This is a genomic window from Methylobacterium sp. C25 (assembly GCF_021352225.1).
GTDB lineage: Bacteria > Pseudomonadota > Alphaproteobacteria > Rhizobiales > Beijerinckiaceae > Methylobacterium.
On the sequence record NZ_JAAUVI010000001.1, the window covers coordinates 397520 to 417292 of the forward strand.

Genomic DNA, 19773 nt, shown 5'->3' on the forward strand with positions numbered 1-19773 from the left:
TGGCGAGGCGGCCGTGGGTCGCGCGATGGCCTTGAGTTAGGTCGCGCCCGCCGGAGCGACAAGAGTTCACAACCTGTTGGAATCTCCCCCTCACGCTCTCGTCAACCGTAGGGAAGGGAGGGCGAAAAGGCCGCCAAGGTTGCCCCGCCCCCCACCTTGCGGCTAGGCTTGGCCATAACGAAAGCCGCAGAACAGCGTCCGGTCCGAGCCTTTCGACGGCTCGTCCCGACGCCCCGAGCGGCCTATCCGTCGAGGGGTGAGCAGATGGCAGACGGTTCGTTGGACATTCGCGGACAAAGCTTCGGTGCGCTGACGCACACGACTGGATGACCATCGCGATCCAGTGCTTGTCCTGACCCCCTCGAGGGCCCCCAGTTTCCCTAGCCGCCGTTTCGGCCGCCAGCCCATCTTGGCGCTGACGATTGCGTGCATAGCCGCCTTGGCCGTGCCGCAGCCGGCCCGCGCCTTCGATTTCTTCGGCCTGTTCGGTTCGGAAGAGGAGCCGCCGCAGCCGAGTGCGACGGCTTTGCCCTATACGGTGCGCATCACCGGCGTCGACGACAACGACGTGGTGCAGGCCCTTCAGGACACCTCGACCCTCTATCGCCTGCGCCAGGAGGCGCCGCCCGACGGCGAGGGGCTGGTGCGCCGGGCCGAGGCCGACTTGCGTCGCCTCACCGAGGTTCTCTCCGGATACGGTTTCTACCAGGGCACGGTGACGATCCGCGTCGACGGCGTCACCGTCACCGGAGAATCGTCGCTCGCCGCGGCGGCCCGCGCGGCCGAGACCTCTCGCAGCCGTGCGCTGGTGCCGGTGAAGATCGTCGTCGATCTCGGCCCGGCCTACACGGTCCGCTCGGTCACCGTCCGCGACCGCGCCGGGCGCGGCTTCCCGAGCGACGTGCTGCCGCCGAAGATCCTCCGCGTCGAAGACGATGCGCCGGCCCGCTCGGCCACGGTGCTCGCCCGCGAGGCGAAGATCGTCGACCGGTTCCGGTCGCTCGGCCATCCCTTCGCCAAGGTGATCTCGCGCGATCCGGTCGTCGACGACGCCGCGCACGTGATGGACGTGACCTTCACCGTCGATCCCGGCCCGAGGGCTGGCATCGGCGAGGTCGCCGTCTCGGGCGGCGAGGGCATCGACCCGGCGGTGATCCGCTCCTTCATCTATTCGGAGCCCGGCGATCCGTATTCGCCCAAGGCCATTTCCGAGATCCGCCGGACGGTGGCGAAGGTCGAGGGTGTCGGCGCGATCCGCGTGCGCGAGGGCGAGACGCTGGATGCCAACGGCAACCTGCCGGTCTTCGTCGAGATCGGCGAGCGCGAGCGCAACCTGCTCGGCGTCGCGGCACGCTATTCCACCGTCGATGGGCCGGGCGTGCGCGCCTATTACGCCAACCGCAACCTGTTCGGCGGCGGCGAGACCCTGCGGATCGATGCCGACCTCTACTATCTCGGCCTCGGCTACGATCCCTTCGCGCAGCAGCGCAAATTCGCCGGCATAGACACGACGGGCCTCGGTGGCCGGCTCTCGGCGACCTTCGTGAAGCCGGCGCTCGCCGGCACCCGCAACGACCTTCTCGCGAACGTCTTCGTCACCCGCGAGGTGCAGCAGAGCTACCTCGTCGACGCCGCGGGCGCCTCGGTCGGCATCCGCCATCGCTTCTCCGACAGCTTCTCGGCCCAGGTCGGCATCGACGGCCAGGTCGGGCGCTCGAAGGACGCGCTGGGCACCGTCGACTACCGCCTGATCGGCGTGCCGGTCTCGGTGAATTACGACTCGACCGACAGCCTGCTCGACCCGACCAAGGGTGTGCGCCTCTCGGCCTCGGTAGCGCCCTATCCGAGCTTCCTCGGCTCCGATCCGGGCATCTTCGTCGCGAAGGCGCAGGGTTCGACCTATTACGCCCTCGACGAGGACGCGAACTACATCCTCGCCGGCCGCCTCGGCTTCGGCTCGGTCTCGGGCGCCTCGCTGTCGGAGATCCCGGACAATTTCCGCTTCTTCGGCGGCGGAGGCGGATCGGTGCGCGGGTTCGCCTATCGCACGCTGGGCCCGCGCGGACCCTTCAACCTGCCGATCGGCGGCCGCAGCCTGCTGGAGGCCTCGGTCGAGGCCCGCATCAAGGTCACCGACACGATCGGCGTGGTGCCGTTCTTCGATGCCGGAACGGCCTTCGCCTCGTCCCTGCCCGATTTCGATGAACGTATCCGGACCGCGGCGGGCATCGGCCTGCGCTACTACACGGGCATCGGCCCGATCCGTGTCGACCTCGCTTTCCCGCTCGACACGATCAAGGGGTACCACGAGCGCCCGGTCGCCCTGTACATCAGCTTAGGGCAAGCGTTTTGATGGTGGTTGCCGGAACGGCACGAAGCCGCGCGATCGCGGCGTTTCTCGTCCTGCTGCTCCTCGCAGTCGCGCTCCCCGTCGGGCTGTCCAGCGCTGCCGACGGCGAGAAGACGATGCTCGGCGGCCTGCTGTCGAAGACTCTCTCGACGCCGGCTTCCAAGGTGACGATCGGCGGCGTCGACGGGGCGCTCTCCTCCGATTCCACCATCCGCGACGTCACGATCAGCGACCGCGACGGCGTCTGGCTGAAGCTCGACCGCGCCCGGCTCGTCTGGAGCCGTCTCGCGCTGCTCTCCGGGCGCCTACAGGTCGACAGCCTGGAGATCGGCCGCCTCGAGATCATGCGGAAGCCGCTGCCCGACCCCAACGCGGTGCCGGCCGAGGCGCCCGACGGCAAGCTGCTGCCGGACCTGCCGGTGAAGGTCGAGGTGAAGGGGTTTAAGCTCAACGAGCTCGTGCTGGGCGAGCCCATCGCCGGCCAGCCGGCGCGCCTCGCCGCCGACGGCACGATCAAGCTCGGCAACCCGTCCGAGGGCCTCGATCTGAATGTCGATGCCCGCCGCCTCGATGCCGCCGGGCGCTTCATCGCCAAGCTGCTCTTCGTGCCGAAGGGCGAGACGCTGGAACTCAAGACCAGCCTCGTCGAAGAGGCGCATGGCCTGCTCTCGAAGGCGGGTGGTCTTCCGGGCGAACCGCCGATCAACCTCAATCTCGAAGGCCACGGCACCCTCGATGCCTGGAACGCCCGGCTCGATTTCGATGCCGGGCCGGATATCGGCGCCAAGGGCACCGCCCGCATCTCCCGTATCGGCAAGGAGAGGCGGATGAGCCTCGATCTCGCCTCACGGATCGAGGGGCTGGTGCCGGGTCCCGCCGCGGCCATCCTCTCCGGCACCACGAAGCTCGAAGGCAGTCTCGGCTTCGCCGATAGCGGCGCCTTCCGCATCGACCGCCTCGAGCTGACCTCGCGCACGGCCCGTCTCGCCGCGACCGGCGGGATCACCGCGGATCGCGTCGCCGACATGGCGATCCAGGCCCGCGCCGTCCCGACCGAAGGCGGCGTTACCAAGGCGAACGAGACCGAGCTGCAGACCCTTGTCTTCGACGGCAGCCTGAAGGGCCCCCTCGCCTCCCCCGTGGTGAAGGGCGCGCTCAATGCCGCCGGCCTTCGCACCAGGGAATCGTCTCTCGACCGGATCGAAGCCAAGATTGGGGCCGAGCCGATCGGCAACGATCCCAAGGCCACCCGCTTCGCCCTGATGGCGGATGCCAAGATCGAGGGCCTGCGCCTCGCCGACCCGGCCCTGCGCCGCGCCATCGGCTCGCGCGCCGCGCTCACCCTGCGCGCGGCCTCGACGACCGACGGCAATCTCGACGTCTCGACCCTGACCCTCGACGCCGACACGGCCCGGCTGACCTATGCCGGCCGCATCGGCCAAAACACCCTCACTGGCAATGTCGAAGCCGCGCTCGCCGATATCGGCGCTTTCTCGGGCATGGCGGGCCGGACGCTCGCCGGCCGTCTCGACGCCAAGGCCGCGCTCAGCGGCGACCCGGCCCGCAAATCCGTCGCGGCCGATCTCGACCTGCGCGGCCAGGGCCTCGTCCTCGGCATCGACGCCGCCGACCGTCTGCTCGGCCGCGAACCGACCCTGACGGGCCGGGTCTCTCAGGCCTTCGACGGCTACGGCTTCGACCGGCTGAAGCTCGCCGGCGCCACGATCGCCGCGACCCTGCAGGGCCAGGCGACCCAATCCCAGGCCGACGTCACAGGCCGCGTCGATCTCAGCGACCTCGCCGCCCTCGACGGGCGCCTGAAGGGTCACGCGGGTCTCGACGCCCACCTCACCGGCTCGCTCCTGTCGCCGTCTCTGACCGCGACCATCGCCGTGCCGGAGGCTTCGGCGAATGCGAAGCCGATCCGGAACATGCGCATCGACGCGGTCCTCGCCGACCTGACCAACGCGCTCAACGGCACCGTGCGGCTCAGCGGCAGCGTCGCCGAGAAGCCGCTGACCGGCGAGGCGCGGATTGCGAGGCCCGCGCCGAAGGAGTTCTCGCTCGACCAGCTCGCCTTCGCGCTCGGCTCCGTCACGCTCGACGGCCGCGCGGCCGTGAACATCGACACACTGTTGAGCGAGGGCCGCATTGCGCTGCGCGCCGGCAATCTCGACGATCTCTCACCCCTGGCGCTCGCGCCGATGGGCGGCAATCTCGATGCGGCGATCACGCTGTCCCGCGAGGGCGGTCGCCAGGACGCCGCCATCCGCGCCACGGGCGCCTCGCTGCGCTACGACCGCTACGGCCTCGCCCGGCTCGATGCCGACCTGACGGCGCGCGACGTCCGCGCCCATCCCTCGCTGGACGGCCGGCTCAATGCGGACCGGCTCGTCGCGGCTGGCCAGACGATCGACACGGTGCGCTTGAATGCCGCCGGGACGCCAACGGCGAGCGACGTCACCTTGACGGCCCAAGCGCGCGGCTTCGCCCTCGACGGTGCCGCCCGGCTGGTGCCGGGCAGCGCGACCAGGATCGAGCTGCAGCGCTTCTCGGCCACCCGCGGCGGCGACAAGGTCGCGCTCGCGGGGCCAGCCAGCGTGACCATCGAGGACGGCGCGGCCGTGATCGACGGTTTGAGCATCGCAGCAGGCTCCGGCCGTGTCAGCGTGCAGGGCCGCGCCGGCAAGACCCTCGACCTGAAGGTCGGCATCCGCGCCCTGCCGCTGGCCATGGCCCGCATCGCCTCGCCGAGCCTCGCGCTCTCGGGCACCGTCGAAGGCGATGCCGACATTCACGGCTCGGCGCAGCGCCCCGAGGGGCATTACGCGCTCACGGTATCGCGACTCGTCGCGCCGGAGACCCGCAAGGCCGGCCTGCCGCCGATCGATGCCAAGGCGAGCGGCACGCTGAGCGACGGTGCCGCCAGCATCGATGGCCGCGTCTCGGCCGGGCGCGGCGCCGAGGTCACCGTCGCAGGCTCCATCCCGATCGAGCCGGGCGGCGCGCTCGCGCTGAAGGCCCGCGGTAGCCTCGATGCGGCGATGGCCAATTCCCTGCTAAGCACCGGCGGCCAGCGCGTCGGCGGCCGCGTCGCCCTCGATGCGGGCGTCAGCGGCACCATCGCCGCGCCGCGCGTCGAAGGCTCTGCCACGCTGACGGGCGGCAGCATCACCGATCCGCTGAACGGCATCCGCCTTACCGACATCCAGGGCCGCGTCACCGGCCAGGGCGAGACCATCGTGCTCGAACGCCTGACGGCCGCGACCCGCAACGGCGGCCGCCTCTCGGTCGATGGCCGCGTCGCGTTGCAGCCGGCCTCGGGCTTTCCCGGCTCCCTGCGCATCACCGCCGACAAGGCCGAGCTCGTCTCGAGCCCGCTGATGACGGCGGTGACGAACCTCAACCTCGCACTGAGCGGCCCGCTCGCCCAGAAACCCAAGATCGGCGGTCGGGTCGATGTCGTCTCCATCGACGTCTCGGTGCCCGACCGGCTGCCTGCCACGGTGCAGCCGCTGCCCGGCATCCGCCACGTCAACGCGACGCCGGCGGTTCGCGCCCGCCTCGCCAAGCGGGCCGACCGCAAGGCGCAGATCGCCGCCGCCGGCCGCAAGGGCAAGGCCGTCGCGCCGTTCGATGCCACCCTCGACCTCGTGATCAGCGCGCCGAACCGCATCTTCGTGCGCGGGCGCGGCATCGATGCCGAACTCGGCGGCGAGCTGCGCGTGAGCGGCTCCTCACGCGATCCGCGTGCCAACGGCGATTTCGAGATGCGCCGCGGCAAGATCAGCATCGTCGGCCAGCGCCTCGACTTCACCCGTGGACGCCTGAACTTCAACGGCGATGTGACGGCACCCGAACTCGACTTCATCGCGGAGACGAAGGCGTCCGACGTGACGGCCCGTGTCGCCGTCACCGGCCCCGCGAACCAGCCCGCCTTCGCGCTGACCTCCGATCCGGCCCTGCCGCAGGACGAGGTTCTCTCGCGCATCCTGTTCAAGAAGGCCTCCGGCAGCCTGTCACCGTTCCAGGCCTTGCAGCTCGCCCAGGCCGCTGCGCAGCTCTCCGGCGCATCCGGCGGCCCCGACGCGTTCGAGGCGGCCCGCAAGGGACTTGGGCTCGACAGCCTCGACGTCTCCACCGGCGCCAGCGGCGGCCCGGCGGTCGGCGCCTCGCGCTACATTGCCAAGGATCTCAGCGTCGGCGTGAAGGCGGGCGCCAAACCCGCCGACACGGCCGCGACGGTCAATTACGACCTCACCCGCCGGATCAAGCTCAACGGCGAGGCCGGCAGCGACGGCCGCACCTCTCTCGGCGTCGGCGCCGAGTGGGAATGGTGAGGTTCGGCGAGGCACGTCTGCGCAGCTGACGCACGACACGCGGCAACGGTCGAAGCACGTGGGTCGTTTGATCGGATCAGCATCGGCCAACGGTCGGGTTCATGCCTTTCGTCAACGTCACGCGGCTGCGGCTGCGCTCGTTCCGCTACCTGCCCCCCTTCCTATGGATGGCGTTTCGGACCAGTCGTCAGGCGCGGCAGGCTCAGGGCTTGCTGTCCGGCTCGGTCCTTTCCGACCGCGTCATGACGTTCTGGACCCTGACGATGTGGGACGACCAGGACAGCATGCGCCGCTACATGACGGCGGGCGCGCATCGCGCCGCAATGCCCCGTCTCATGACATGGTGCGACGAGGCTTCGGTCGTCCATTGGACGCAGGCGGAGCCGACTCTGCCCTCGTGGCAGGTTGCGGACCAGCACATGCGAAGCGAGGGACGACCATCGAAGGTGAGGTTTCCCAGCCCCGATCACGCAACGCTCGCGTATCGCCCACCGCGAATGGGACGAGGCGCCCCGCTCTGAGGGTTCGCGCCGGGCGCCCACGAAAAAGGGGCCGGTCACCCGGCCCCTCGACAGCGTCAGCTGTCTTCTAAATCAGTAATCGTAGCCGCGGCGGTAGCCACGATCATGGTCGCGGAAACGCTGCTGACGATAGTAGCTGTCCTCGCGGTCGCGTCGCGCCCATTCACGGTCGCGTTCACGCTGTCCGCGGCTCCTCAGATCGACGCCCGGACCATCAGGGCCGATCGTGATACGCTGAGCAGAAGCAGGTACGGCTGCAGCCATGGTGGCGGCAAGGATGGAGCCGGCGAGCATAATCTTCATGGTCTTCACAGTAGACCTCCTTTCTCATGCTACGGTTGTGAGGCCAACACGGGGCGGCCGGCATCGTTCCGAAAAAAGTTTAGCGCTGTTTTCGAAGGATCTCTGCCAGTTCACGGCCAATTGATGCGCCATTGAACGAAGCCTGAACATCCCGCGCACTTTTGCCGAATGCTCCATTCGAGAATTTTTACTCCACCTTCGCTCGCGAATAGTTTTCGGTCGATCTGAACATGCCTGCACGCGAATTGATCTTCTTTCCCGACGCTCGGCTGGGCAGCGTCGCTCAGCCCGTCGAGACGTGGGACGAGGAGTTGCGTGCCCTCGCCGAAGAGGTTTTCGAGGCGTTGTGCGCCGTGTCCGCCATCGGGCTCACGGCGCCGCATATCGGCGTGCCGTCACGCCTCGTCGTGATCCGTTTGCAGCCGGATCTGGCGCATGTCGTTTACGTGAACCCGCAGATCGTCGAGGCTTCGCCGGACAGGGCGCCGCAGGTCGAGGGCAGCGTATCGATGCCCGGCGTCTCGGAGCCGGTCGAGCGAGCGACGCGCATCCGCGTGCGCTACCGCGATCTCGATGGCTTGGAGCAGGAAGAGGAGGCCGAGGGCTTCCTCGCAGCCTGCCTCCAGCACGAGATCGACCAGCTCGACGGCACCTTCTGGATCGAGAGGCTCACGCGATTGCGGCGGGAGCGCGCGGTGAAGCGCTACGCGAAACTCCGGCGCGCCAACGCCTGAGCCCAAAGGTCGTATCGCTCCCTGTGTGGACGCCGTGCTAAAGCCCGGGCGGCATCTCTCGGACAGGTCGATGCGCGCCTCTTTCGCGACCGCTTTTCTGCTCGTCACCGCCTCGGCCCTGCCGAGTGCGGCACAGGCGCCCTCCCGATCGGGCGACGTCCCGTCCACGACCGGCACGGCAGGCGCCTCGCCGATCATCGCCTGCGCCTCCCTCGCCAATCTGCGCGCGGTGCTGCGCGATGCGAAGGGTGATGCCGGAGCAGCGGTGCAGGTCGTGACCGATCCCAAATCCGATCTCGGCTGCTCGGTCCTCGATAAGAAGGCGGTAACGGGCATCTCCGATCACGTCGCCTTGAACGGCCGCGCCTATGAATGCCTCGGCCTGCAGAATACCAGCATCTGCCAGTGGACCGTGGCTGGCTCGGCGGCTCCGCCCCCCGCCCCCTCGACACCGGCGCGGGGTGCCGGGGCGTCTCCAGCTCAGCCGAAAAACAAACGCTGAGCCCGGTCGACGCTGCCAAGGCTGGGCAAAATCGGCAATCGGCCTAGTTTGAGCGGGAGTAACCGTACCCGGAGACGCTGCCTTGCGGCTGCCCCTGACCCTCTGCCTGCTGCTGCTCACCTCTGCCAACGCTCTCGCCGCACCGGCGGCGACGGTGGTCGGCTGCGACAACCTCATAACCCTGAGGCGCCTGACCATGCAGAACCCGGATGGACCGGACATCCCGGCCGAGATCGGCGGATGCCGTGCCATTTCCGCCGACCGGATCGGCGAGGTCGAGAAGCGCTCGATGATCGGCGACGTCCCCTACGAGTGCAGGAACGTCAAGGAAGCGTCCTGCCTCTGGCTGCGACCGTGAGCGGTGCGGGCTAGCAATCGCCGAAGACCACCATGCGGTCGGCAATCAGGTTCAGTCGTCCACCCCTCTTGCGGAGTCGCCGCCCCATCGTTCAGACGGGGGCGATGCGCCTGACCAGGGATCGGGCGTGAGGGGCGGCACAACGTCCGCAGATCGAGAGAGCGAGGGAGCCGTCCTGATGCAGCGTCACGTCGCCCGCCTGCGAGGGGGCCTTGTGCCCGCTCGGTCCCATTGTCTCGGTGCGATGCTGTTCCTGGCCGTCTTGGGCGTCTCCGGTGCGGCGCGGGCCGAAGAGCCGCCGATCACCAGCCTGCAGGATGCCGCCTGCCGTGCAGAGGCGAAGGCGAAGGTGTTCTCGATGCCCGACCCGCTGAATCTCGGCCTGCGCGAGATCGGCAAGCAGCTCTATTTCGGCTGCATGAAGCGCGGGTCGCATTCCGGACGCCACGCCCATCAAAAGAAAAAGCGCCGGCATCACCGGCGCTGATGGGGGTCAGTTCGCGAGAGGCGCGCCGATCCTGGCACGGAGCTGATCCCGCAGGCTCTCGCTGACCGGGCTCGCCTCGGCCTCGATCGCCCACATCAGCCGCAGCAGCTTGCTGATCGGGAGAGTCTGGTTGCGCAGCGCGTCAGCGACCTGCTGCTGGAGTGCTCCGGTCGCTTTGCTCGAAGTCGGCTCGGCTGTCGTCTGCATGATCCGGTCCCGCTCGGACGTGTCTCGCCGCGGGCCTTTAAGGCCATCCGCCGGATCGCGCCATAGCTTTGCCGACTATCCCCAGGCCTTGCACAGCCTGGAATGCTTCCATGCAACACGGCCATGCAGCCAGCGATGGGCAGCACGGGATTCCTGACCGCCGAAATGCGCGAGGCGCTCCGCACGTGAGTCGTACGGAGCGCCTCGAAAGGCCGTTGCGGCGCGTGTCAGTGCAGGGCGATTCCCGTCGTCGACGCGCGGGAGGCCTTCTTCGGCTTGGCGGGCGATTTCGCGGCGGCGGCCTTCGGAGCCGGCTTGGCAGCGACAGCCTTGGCCGGGGCCTTGGCGCGCGCGGGCGCCTTCTTGGCGCTCGCCTCGGCGGCGGGAGCGGTCTCGACGCGGGCAGCGGCGATCTCGATCTCGGCCTGGATCCAATGGGCCTCAGCCCGGCCCGCGACGCGGCCCTCGCCTTCCCAGATGTAGTAGGCGCGCTCACGCACGCGGTGCTCGATGGTGTCCATGATGCTCTCCCGTGGGGTCGTCCGACACGAACCTTGGGAGGGCATGGTTAAGAGATGGTTAAATCGCTTGCGCCGCAATATTCGCGGGATTGGCACAGGTGCGATGCGTCTCATCCGGGCCACAATGCCCCCGTCGACGACCCGGCCTTCAGGTCCGACGCGACAGCCGGCGCTGGTTCGCGCGGACCTTGCGGCGATAGCCGGAGACGACGCTCTGGGTCGAACCGCCCGTGGCCATCGTCATGGCGGCCTCGCCGGCCGCGAACATCTTCTCGCTGATCATGCGCTGCGCTTCGATCTGCGCGCCCGTGCCGCCGGCGGCGAGCTTCGCCAACCGCAGGCCGATCACCGCCTGCGATTCGAGGGCGAGCATCGCGGTGTCCATGCCGAGCTTCCACCACGGTCCGAACATGCAAAGGGGCTCCTGAGTTGAGGCCTTCGTAAAGCCCCGCTTGCTCGAAACGTTCCCGCCCAGCGCCCGGATCGAGCGCCGGCAGGCTCAATCGAAGTCGAAATTGCGACCCTTGGCCTGGGATCCGCCGAGGCTGATCTTCTTGGCCGGGGGCTTCGCCTGGGCGCCGCCGAGGCTGACCTTCTTCGGCGCGGGGGCCGCGGCCTTGGGGTCTTCGACGACCGGAGCCGGCTTCAGCGAGGCCTGGCCGTGGATCACCGAGCCGATCTCGCCAACGGCGCGGATCAGGTCGTCGCGCTCGCAGGCGCGCGCCACCTTGAGCCCGAGCTGGTGCATGTGGCTCTTGCTGTAGAGGTAGCCCGCGAGCCGCGCCCGCGTCAGCGGCGGGATCTCCTCGAGGATGTACGGCAGGTCGTAGTCGTCGGCGCGATAGACCTCCCCCAGCAGCTCCATCGAGACGGGGCATTCCTTGTCGGGTTCGGCGCCGGTCGTCGGATGGGCCTGGCTCATGGATCACCTGCTGGGACGGTGGACGGGTCTGGGATCGCTCCGGTGGCGGAGACATCGGATGCCAAGCCTCGAACGCCGTCCGGAGGGACGGGAGCGAGCGGCTTCATGCATCCGGTGCAGACCGAAGCGATGGCGATGCGTGCCCGACGGTCGCTACGCGCCCACACCGACGCCCGCAAGGCCCTTGCCCGCGCCGCCACGGCCGCATCGTCGTTCGGGCGGATGCGCAGGAACAGCGGCTCCTCGGCGGAAGCCGGCGACGCGGCAAGGACCGCGCCGGCGAGTAGGACGGGGAGGAGGCTTCGCACGCGGCGCCCTCGCTGCTGTGTCCGGAAGCGGGCAGGATCGGCCGCCATGGTTAAACACGGCTTAACCATACACCACCGGAAGCGATGACGCAGCGACCGAACGCCTGATCGACCCGGGCCGCCGTCGCGGTTCAAGCAGGCGCATGGAGATGCTGCCGCTCGGATTCGCGCCCCTGTCGCTCATGGCGGCCGCCCTCGCCTATTCCGGCTTGATGATCTTCGCCATGCGGCGGTGACGGGTGCGCGCCCTCTGCTTGCCGCCGGACTAGGGCCTGCGATAGAGCCGGGGACCATTCCCTGGGCTCCAGAACGATCGACATCCCCATGACGGGCGACAAACCCAAGGCGCGGCTGCCCCGCGGCTTCCTCGACCGCAGCGAGAGCGACCTCGCCGCGCAGGGACGGATGCTGGAGACGATCAAGCAGGCCTTCGAGCTCTACGGGTTCGAGGCGCTTGAGACGCCGTTCATCGAGTACACCGAGGCGCTCGGAAAGTTCCTGCCCGATCTCGACCGGCCGAACGAGGGCGTCTTTTCGTTCCAGGACGACGACGAGCAGTGGCTCTCGCTGCGCTACGACCTGACCGCGCCGCTCGCCCGTCACGTCGCCGAACACTTCGACGCGATCCCGAAGCCCTATCGCAGCTACCGGAACGGCTACGTCTTCCGCAACGAGAAGCCGGGTCCGGGCCGCTTCCGCCAGTTCATGCAGTTCGATGCCGACATCGTCGGCGCCGGTAGCGTGGCAGCGGATGCCGAGGTCTGCATGCTGATGGCCGACACCCTCGACCGGCTCGGCCTCGCCGGCCAATACGTGGTGAAGGTCAACAACCGGAAAGTGCTCGACGGCGTCATGGAGGCCTGCGGGCTCGCGGGCGAAGACAAGGCCGGCCAGCGCCTGACCGTACTGCGCGCCATCGACAAGCTCGATCGGCTGGGCGCCGACGGCGTGCGCCTCCTGCTCGGCGCCGGACGCAAGGACGAGAGCGGCGACTTCACGAAGGGCGCGGGGCTCTCGGCCGACGCGATCGATCGCATCCTCGCCTACGTCTCCTTCGAAGCCGCGCCGCACCAGGGCAGCGACCGCATGGCCTTCTGGGAGAAGCTGTTCGGCACCTGGCACGACGTCGTCGGCGAATCCGAGACCGGCCGCGAAGGCATTGCCGAGTTGCACGCCATCATGCGGCTCTGCACGGCGGCCGGTTACGGCCATGACCGCGTCCGGGCCGATCCGTCCGTGGTGCGCGGCCTCGAATACTATACCGGCCCGGTCTACGAGGCCGAGCTGACCTTCCCCGTCCAGAACGAGGACGGCCAGACGGTGCGCTTCGGCTCGGTCGCGGGCGGTGGCCGCTATGACGGCCTCGTCGGTCGCTTCCGCTCCGAGCCGGTGCCGGCCACCGGATTCTCGATCGGCGTCTCGCGGCTGTTTTCGGCACTGCAGCTCACGAACAGCCCCCTGCTCCAGGGCGCGGCGAAGCCCGGCCCCGTCGTCGTGCTCGTGCTCGACCGTGAAAACATCGCCGAGTACCAGGCCCATGTCGCAGCCCTGCGCCAGGCTGGCATCCGGGCCGAGCTCTATCTCGGCTCGTCCGGCATGAAGGCCCAGATGAAATACGCCGACCGTCGACGTTCGCCCGTCGCCCTGATCCAGGGCTCGAACGAGCGCGAAGCCGGCGAGATCCAGATCAAGGACCTGATCGAAGGCGCCAAGGCTGCGGCCAACATCGCCAGCAACGCCGAGTGGAAGGCCGCGCGGCCCGCCCAGTTCTCGGTGCCGGTTGCCGAGATGGTCGAGCGCGTGCGTGAAGTGCTGGCGCGTCACTACGGCTGAAGCGCGCCCATCAGCCCCGTCTAGTCATTCCGAGTTCCGCCCAGCGGTTCTGGAATGACGGCGGCCATTTGACCGCAGACGCCGCCGCTTAAGCCCTCGTTTACCATACACTCCGACAGTCCTCTCACGCATTGCGGGAGATGACGATGGAACGGGAACGGTGGGAGGCAGCGTATCGGGCGCTGGCGCTGCTGTGTCTCGGCGCCTCGCTCGGCTTCAGCGCGACCGTCTTCGCTGCCGACTACCCCGAGATCATCGACGAGCCGCTGGTCGCCCCGGGTCCCCGCTATTTCCCGCGCGGCGATGGCGAGGCCGATGCTTCGACGCTCGCACCGGTGCCCGTACGGCATCGCATCCTCGGCTGCACGCCCTGGCGCGTTCCCGTACCGACCGATGCCCTCGACGATCCGAGTTATGTCGGCTCGGCCTTCGGCCTGGGAAAGCCGAGCTATTACGGCAACCCGCCCGGCCCGGGCCGCGACGACCCGTTCGGCCGACCTCTGCGCTATTGCCGCTGAACCTTCCTCGGCAGTGCGAGCAGCTTACTCTTCACCCAACACGAAGGGGTAAGCCGTTTCCACCACATATGGCCCGCCGCCGCGTGAAGCCCTTGCCGAGAACAGCGCCGCCCGCCTCGCTGTGAAACCGATCCGCGCGAAAATCCCCGTTTGCACAATGTAATGCGCGACCGCCTCGGCCCCCATGCCACGGCCGAGCCGGGCCAGCGTCACGTGCGGCGTGAACTTCCGCGGTTCGGGCTCCAGACCGGCATGGCGGGCGATGCGCTCGTGCTCCGCATGCAAGTCGTTGAGCTCGGGATTGGTCGCGACGGATGCATAGAGGGCGCGCGGCTTGTCGCCGCCGAAGACCGCGAGTTCGTCGAGCACGATCTCGATCGGCGCTCGCGGTCGCGCGTCTTCGAGCATCGCATGCACCTCGTTCGCCGTGGCGATGTCGACGTCACCGAGGAAGCGCAGCGTGATGTGCAGGTCCCCGTCCTCGACCCAGCGCGCACCGGGCAGGCCACCGCCATACGCACCGAGATGCTGCGCGATCTCGGCCGGGATCTCCAATCCGGTGAACAGGCGCGGCATTCAGTTGCCGCCGGCCTGAAGTCGCCCGAGGAAGGTCTCCACCGAGGGAAGGATCTCCTCGACGATCCTCTGCACGCCCTTCGGATTGGGATGCAGCCGGTCGGCGAGGTTGAAGGCGGGATCGCCGGCGATGCCCGTCAGGAAGAATGGGTAGAGCACCAGCCCGTATTGCTTGGCGAGATCGGGATAGATCGCGTCGAACTTGGCGATGAAGTCCGGCCCGAGATTGGTCGAGGCCTTCATGCCAGCAAGCAGCACCGGAATGCCGCGTGCCTTGAGCCGCGAGATGATCGTGTCGAGCGCCTGACGGGTCACGGCCGGGTCGGTCCCGCGCAGCATGTCGTTGGCGCCGAGTTCGAGAATGACGCCGTCTGTCCCGTCCGGCACCGACCAGTCGAGCCGGTCGAGCCCGCCGGTCGAGGTATCGCCCGAGACGCCGGCATTGCTGATCGCGACGTCGTGACCCTTCGCCTTCAGCTCTTTTTCCAGGACCGCCGGAAAGGCCGCGTTCGCCGGCAGCATGTAGCCGGCCGTGAGGCTGTCCCCGAAGGCGACGAGCTTGAGCGGTTTTGCGGCGCTTGCGGAATGCATGGGAGCAATGAGCGTGACTGCGGCAAAGAGGAGCATCAGCGTGGCCATGCGCCGAGCGCGACGCCACCCCACATGCCGGTTTCCGTGGGGCCGGGGGGCCTCGCCCGCGAATCCGATGCGTGACACAAGGCGCGCGACGATTCCCGATTCAACCTGCACTGGACCGGTCCTTTCGCCGATGACGTCTTCCCCATCCGCGCACAGATCGGTCTCCCGGCCGTGAGCGACAAGGCCGTCTCCCTCTCCGAGATCGATCTGAGCCTCGGTCGCGGCCCCTCCCGCGTCCACGTGCTGCGCGGCATTTCCCTCGAGGTGAACAGGGGCGAAGCCGTCGGCCTCGTCGGTCCATCGGGTTCGGGCAAGTCGACCCTGCTCATGGTGATGGCCGGACTGGAAAGGCCGGATTCCGGGCGGATCACTGTCGCCGGCACGGATCTCGGCGGCCTCGACGAGGATGCGCTGGCGCGCTTCCGCGGCCGCAACATCGGGATCGTCTTCCAGGCTTTCCATCTCGTGCCGACCATGACGGCGCTCGAGAACGTGGCGCTTCCGCTCGAACTCGCCGACGCGCCGGACGCCCAGGCTCGCGCCGCAGCCGAACTCGAGGCCGTCGGGCTCGGGCATCGTCTGAACCACTACCCGGCCCAGCTCTCCGGCGGCGAGCAGCAGCGCGTCGCCGTGGCGCGCGCGCTGGCGCCGAATCCGGCGATCCTCGTCGCCGACGAGCCCACCGGCAACCTCGACGAGGCGACCGGCCGCGGCATCGTCGACCTGCTGTTCGGGCTGAAGCGCGAGCGCGGCGCGACCCTGGTGCTGGTCACCCATGATCCAGGCCTCGCAGAGCGCTGCGACCGAACCGTGCGGCTGCGCGCAGGCCGCGTCGAGGAGCCGGTGACGGCGTGAGCCTTGCTCTCACCAATCCCCCTCATCCTGAGCTGCGAAGCGAAACGAAGCCTCGACGGAGGGTTCCAGGGATCGCTCCGTCTCGATCGGGGGAGCGCTGAGCCCATGCACGGCACACTCCCACCTTCCCTGCCCGGGCAGCGCAAAACCTTCGGCCTGCCGCTGACGCTGCGGCTCGCCTTGCGCGAATTGCGCGGCGGCCTGCGCGGCTTCACGGTCTTCATCGCCTGCATTGCCATCGGCGTTGCGGCGATCGCCGGGGTGACCTCGGTCTCGAGCTCGCTCAGCGACGGGCTCGGTCGTGAGGGACGGCGCATCCTCGGTGGCGACCTCGTCTACAGCCTGATCAACCGGGAGGCGACGCCGACCGAGACCGGGATCCTCGCCCAGCACGGTCGCGTCGCCACCGTGGCCACCCTGCGCGCCATGGCCGTGGCTGGCGACGGCAGCGCTGCCCTCGTCGAGATGAAGGCCGTCGACGGGAACTACCCGGCCGTCGGCAGCCTCCTCACCGATCCGCAGGCTCCGGCGGCGGATCTGCTGGCGACGCGGGACGGCACCTTCGGCGCCGTCGCCGATCCGGCCCTGCTGACCCGCCTCGGCCTCAAGGTCGGCGACCGGATCACCATCGCCGGCAAGCCGATCACGATCCGGGCCACGCTCGTCAGCGAGCCCGACACCATCTCCGCCGGGATCGGCTTCGGCCCCCGCCTGATCGTCTCGATGGAAGCCCTGCGTGCCACCGGGCTCGGCGAACTCGGCAGCCTCAACAAGTGGAGCTACCGGGTCCAGCTCCCGGATGCGACCGATGCGCAGCTGGAGGCCGCGAGCCACGCCATCGGCAAGGCCCTGCCGGATGCCGGCTGGGAAACCCGCTCGCGCCTCAACGCCGATCCGCGCTTCGCCAAGAGCGTCGAGCGCTTCACGCAGTTCCTGACGCTGGTCGGACTGACCGCGTTGATCGTCGGCGGCGTCGGCGTGGCGAATGCCGTCAGCGCCTTCGTCGAGCGCAAGCGCGGCTCGATCGCGACACTGAAGAGCGTCGGCGCGCCGGGCTCGCAGGTGGTGGCGCTGTACCTGTTGCAGGTGTCGCTGATCGCCGCCTTCAGCATCGCGATCGGGCTGAGCATCGGCGCAGCCCTGCCCTTCCTGGTCGATGCGGTGTTCCACGAGCAGCTCCCGCTGCCGCTCGAGCCGACGCTCGCGCCGGGCGAACTCGCGCTCGCCGCCGCCTACGGTCTGCTGACGGCATTGGCCTTCGCCATCCTGCCCTTGGGGCGCGCCCACGACATCCCGGTCTCGGGGCTGTTTCGCGACACGGTCGATCCGTCGGCCCAGCGGACGCGGCTGCGCTACAAGGCGATCCTCGCCCTGACGCTGCTGGCGCTCGCCGGGCTCGCCCTGGCGACGGCCTTTGACCGGCGCGTGGCCTTGTACTTCATGGTGGCGGCAGCGCTGGCCTTCGGCCTGCTGCGGATCGTGGCGATCGGCCTGATGGCCGCGGCCCGCCGTCTGCCGCATCCGGCCGCGGCCGGCCCGCGCATGGCGCTGGCGAACCTCCACCGCCCCGGCGCGCTGACTCCGGCCTTCACGCTGTCGCTCGGGCTCGGCGTGACGCTTCTCGTGACGCTCGGCGTCATCGACGCGAACATAACCCGCGCGCTCACGAGCACGCTGCCCGGGAAGGCGCCGAACCTGTTCTTCCTCGACATCCCCTCGCGGGATTCCGACGCCTTCACCACCTTCCTCGGCGGCAAGGCGCCGGGCGCAAAAATCGAGCGCGTACTGATGCTTCGCGGCCGGATCACCGCGCTCGACGGCGTCCCTGTCGAGAAGATCAAGCCGCCGGAGGATGCCTCCTGGGTCCTCGACGGCGACCGCGGCATCACCACCGCCGAGCACCCTCCCGAGGGCGCTCGGATCGTCGAGGGGCAATGGTGGAGCCAGGAAGAAGGCCAGACGCCGAAGCTCTCCTTCGAGGCCGACATGGGCAAGGCGCTCGGCCTGCACATCGGAAGCACGGTGACGGTCAACGTACTCGGCCGGACGCTGACCACGACCATCACGAATTTCCGCAAGGTCGATTGGCGTTCGCTCGGGATCAACTTCGTGATGGTGTTCTCGCCGGGCACCTTCCGCGGCGCACCACATTCGGACCTCGCGACGCTGACCCTGCAGAACGGCGCCGACCCGGCCGCGGAGGCGACGATTCTGCGCGACGTCGCCAAAGCCTTCCCTTCGGTGACGAGCGTGCGCGTGAAGGACGCGCTCGAGACCATCGATAATCTCGTCCGAAAGCTCACCCTTGCCATCCGCGGCGCGAGCGCGGTCGCGGTGCTGGCGAGCCTCTTCGTCCTGGCTGGCGCGGTCGCGGCAGGACATCGGGCGCGTCTCTACGATGCCGTGGTGTTGAAGGTGCTCGGCGCGACCCGGCAGCGGCTGATGCTGGCCTATGGGCTGGAATACGGGGCGCTCGGCCTCGCGGCCGCCGTGTTCGGGCTCCTCGCCGGCACCTTGGCCGCCTGGGCGATCGTCACCAAGGTGATGCGACTCGATTTTGCGCTCGATCTCGGCAGCGCCTCGATCGCAGCGGCAAGTGCCGTGGTGCTTGCCATCCTGATCGGCCTTGGAGGTACCTGGCGGATTCTCGGCCAGAAGCCGGCCCCGTATTTACGCCAGTTCTGATGGGCGGCCGATCGGCAGAAGCGACTGAAGGCGCGTCGACAACTTGTTCAAGCCTACAGCATACGAAGTTTTAATGTTGATTTTCGGGATGAAACGGCGATCTGGACCGTAATTGGATTTCGCACATGCAAGCTCGGCGGGCTCTTGTTTATGACGCGCCGACCGAACATATTTCGGCATGAGGCGCCGTCCGCGGAGCCGAAGGTATCGCGTGAGCCTACTCAACCCACGCTAAGAGAGCTTCCAAGGGAAACTTTCATGGCATTCGAAAACAGTCCGTTCCGTCAGACTGCCCAGCCTCAGGGTTATGCGGCTCCCCAGGTCGAAGTCGACCAGGGCCTGCGCTCCTTCATGCTCGGCGTCTACAACAACATGGTCGTCGGCCTCGGGATCTCCGGTCTCGTCGCCCTCGGCCTCAACATGGCTGCAACGGCGACGACCGCGACCGGCAAGCTCGCGCTGACCCCGTTCGGCCAGTTCTTGTACACCAGCCCCTTCAAATGGGTGCTGATGTTCGCGCCGCTGGCCTTCATTTTCGTCTTCTCGTTCCGGATGGACCGCATGTCGGCCGCTTCGGCGCGGACGATGTTCTGGGCCTTCGCGGCGGTGATGGGCGCCTCGATGTCGACCCTGATGCTCGTGTTCACGGGCGCCAGTGTCGTGCGGGTTTTCTTCATCACCGCGGCGACCTTCGGCGCGCTGAGCCTGTATGGCTACACGACGAAGCGTAGCCTGTCGGGCATGGGCTCGTTCCTGATCATGGGCCTGATCGGCATCATCATCGCCTCGCTGGTGAACCTGTTCCTGGCCTCGTCGGCCCTGCAGTTCGCCATCTCGGTGCTGGGCGTGCTGATCTTCGCGGGCTTGACCGCCTACGACACCCAGAAGCTGAAGGAGATGTATCTCTACAGTGGCTTTGACGGTGAAGCGGCCGCCAAGATGTCGATCAACGGCGCGCTGACGCTGTACCTCGACTTCATCAACATGTTCCAGTTCCTGCTCCAGCTGCTCGGCGACCGCCGCTAAGCCCGACAGGGTACCGAACGAAAAGAGGCCCCGGCAGCGATGCCGGGGCCTTCTTCGTTTGTGGGGGCAGTCCACCAGTAACATCGGC

At 68.5% G+C, this 19773-nt stretch carries 20 protein-coding genes; 12 read left to right on the plus strand and 8 right to left on the minus strand.

Features of this window, described 5'->3' with window-relative positions:
* The first annotated feature begins 439 nt into the window (after positions 1–439).
* From HCU64_RS01865 to HCU64_RS01875, 3 genes are all read left to right on the plus strand, one after another.
* On the plus strand, positions 440–2353 hold the full coding sequence (locus tag HCU64_RS01865; RefSeq protein WP_233382090.1) for an autotransporter assembly complex protein TamA: 1914 nt from the start codon (positions 440–442) through the stop codon (positions 2351–2353).
* Positions 2353–6690 (plus strand): translocation/assembly module TamB domain-containing protein, encoded by a 4338-nt coding sequence (locus HCU64_RS01870; protein WP_233382091.1) that lies wholly within the window; start codon positions 2353–2355, stop codon positions 6688–6690. Before HCU64_RS01865 ends, HCU64_RS01870 begins: the two co-directional genes overlap by 1 nt.
* A 101-nt stretch (positions 6691–6791) precedes the next feature.
* On the plus strand, positions 6792–7211 hold the full coding sequence (locus HCU64_RS01875; RefSeq protein WP_233382092.1) for a DUF3291 domain-containing protein: 420 nt from the start codon (positions 6792–6794) through the stop codon (positions 7209–7211).
* A 72-nt stretch (positions 7212–7283) separates the two neighbouring features.
* Here the strand turns inward: HCU64_RS01875 and HCU64_RS01880 are convergent, their stop codons facing one another.
* Positions 7284–7514, minus strand: coding sequence for a hypothetical protein (locus HCU64_RS01880; RefSeq protein WP_233382877.1), 231 nt, complete (start codon positions 7512–7514; stop codon positions 7284–7286).
* 230 nt (positions 7515–7744) lie between these two features.
* Here HCU64_RS01880 and HCU64_RS01885 point away from each other — a divergent pair, with 230 nt between their 5' ends.
* From HCU64_RS01885 to HCU64_RS01900, 4 genes are all read left to right on the plus strand, one after another.
* Complete coding sequence (locus tag HCU64_RS01885) at positions 7745–8248, plus strand: peptide deformylase (RefSeq protein ID WP_233382093.1); 504 nt, start codon at positions 7745–7747, stop codon at positions 8246–8248.
* Between the two features lie 70 nt (positions 8249–8318).
* Positions 8319–8750, plus strand: coding sequence for a hypothetical protein (locus HCU64_RS01890; RefSeq protein WP_233382094.1), 432 nt, complete (start codon positions 8319–8321; stop codon positions 8748–8750).
* 82 nt (positions 8751–8832) lie between these two features.
* Positions 8833–9108: a hypothetical protein gene (locus HCU64_RS01895; protein ID WP_233382095.1), complete on the plus strand. Its 276-nt coding sequence runs from the start codon at positions 8833–8835 to the stop codon at positions 9106–9108.
* A gap of 178 nt (positions 9109–9286) precedes the next feature.
* On the plus strand, positions 9287–9595 hold the full coding sequence (locus tag HCU64_RS01900; protein WP_233382096.1) for a hypothetical protein: 309 nt from the start codon (positions 9287–9289) through the stop codon (positions 9593–9595).
* Between the two features lie 6 nt (positions 9596–9601).
* Here the strand turns inward: HCU64_RS01900 and HCU64_RS01905 are convergent, their stop codons facing one another.
* The 5 genes from HCU64_RS01905 to HCU64_RS01925 all read right to left on the minus strand — a co-directional run bounded on the left by HCU64_RS01905 (position 9602) and on the right by HCU64_RS01925 (position 11553).
* Positions 9602–9802 (minus strand): hypothetical protein, encoded by a 201-nt coding sequence (locus HCU64_RS01905; RefSeq protein WP_233382097.1) that lies wholly within the window; start codon positions 9800–9802, stop codon positions 9602–9604.
* A 227-nt stretch (positions 9803–10029) separates the two neighbouring features.
* Positions 10030–10323, minus strand: a complete 294-nt coding sequence (locus tag HCU64_RS01910) for a DUF2934 domain-containing protein (protein ID WP_233382098.1) — start codon at positions 10321–10323, stop codon at positions 10030–10032.
* A gap of 148 nt (positions 10324–10471) precedes the next feature.
* The gene (locus tag HCU64_RS01915) at positions 10472–10735 is read right to left on the minus strand and encodes a hypothetical protein (protein WP_233382099.1); all 264 of its coding nucleotides are present in this window, start codon (positions 10733–10735) and stop codon (positions 10472–10474) included.
* A gap of 87 nt (positions 10736–10822) precedes the next feature.
* Positions 10823–11245, minus strand: coding sequence for a hypothetical protein (locus HCU64_RS01920; RefSeq protein ID WP_183508650.1), 423 nt, complete (start codon positions 11243–11245; stop codon positions 10823–10825).
* The gene (locus HCU64_RS01925; RefSeq protein ID WP_233382100.1) at positions 11242–11553 is read right to left on the minus strand and encodes a hypothetical protein; all 312 of its coding nucleotides are present in this window, start codon (positions 11551–11553) and stop codon (positions 11242–11244) included. The genes HCU64_RS01920 and HCU64_RS01925 overlap by 4 nt, the downstream gene beginning before the upstream one ends.
* A gap of 324 nt (positions 11554–11877) precedes the next feature.
* Between HCU64_RS01925 and hisS the strand changes: the two genes are divergently transcribed.
* Both hisS and HCU64_RS01935 read left to right on the plus strand, forming a co-directional pair.
* On the plus strand, positions 11878–13386 hold the full coding sequence (gene hisS, locus HCU64_RS01930) for a histidine--tRNA ligase (RefSeq protein WP_233382101.1): 1509 nt from the start codon (positions 11878–11880) through the stop codon (positions 13384–13386).
* Between the two features lie 146 nt (positions 13387–13532).
* Positions 13533–13904 (plus strand): hypothetical protein, encoded by a 372-nt coding sequence (locus HCU64_RS01935; RefSeq protein WP_233382102.1) that lies wholly within the window; start codon positions 13533–13535, stop codon positions 13902–13904.
* Between the two features lie 24 nt (positions 13905–13928).
* Here the strand turns inward: HCU64_RS01935 and thpR are convergent, their stop codons facing one another.
* Both thpR and HCU64_RS01945 read right to left on the minus strand, forming a co-directional pair.
* Positions 13929–14480: an RNA 2',3'-cyclic phosphodiesterase gene (gene thpR / locus HCU64_RS01940; RefSeq protein ID WP_233382103.1), complete on the minus strand. Its 552-nt coding sequence runs from the start codon at positions 14478–14480 to the stop codon at positions 13929–13931.
* Complete coding sequence (locus HCU64_RS01945) at positions 14481–15107, minus strand: arylesterase (RefSeq protein WP_233382878.1); 627 nt, start codon at positions 15105–15107, stop codon at positions 14481–14483.
* A gap of 183 nt (positions 15108–15290) precedes the next feature.
* Between HCU64_RS01945 and HCU64_RS01950 the strand changes: the two genes are divergently transcribed.
* From HCU64_RS01950 to HCU64_RS01960, 3 genes are all read left to right on the plus strand, one after another.
* Entirely contained in the window at positions 15291–15974 is a 684-nt protein-coding gene (locus HCU64_RS01950) for an ABC transporter ATP-binding protein (RefSeq protein ID WP_233382104.1), read from the plus strand.
* 105 nt (positions 15975–16079) lie between these two features.
* Positions 16080–18659, plus strand: a complete 2580-nt coding sequence (locus HCU64_RS01955; RefSeq protein ID WP_233382105.1) for an ABC transporter permease — start codon at positions 16080–16082, stop codon at positions 18657–18659.
* Between the two features lie 258 nt (positions 18660–18917).
* Positions 18918–19685, plus strand: coding sequence for a Bax inhibitor-1/YccA family protein (locus HCU64_RS01960; RefSeq protein ID WP_233382106.1), 768 nt, complete (start codon positions 18918–18920; stop codon positions 19683–19685).
* Positions 19686–19773: the final 88 nt, after the last annotated feature.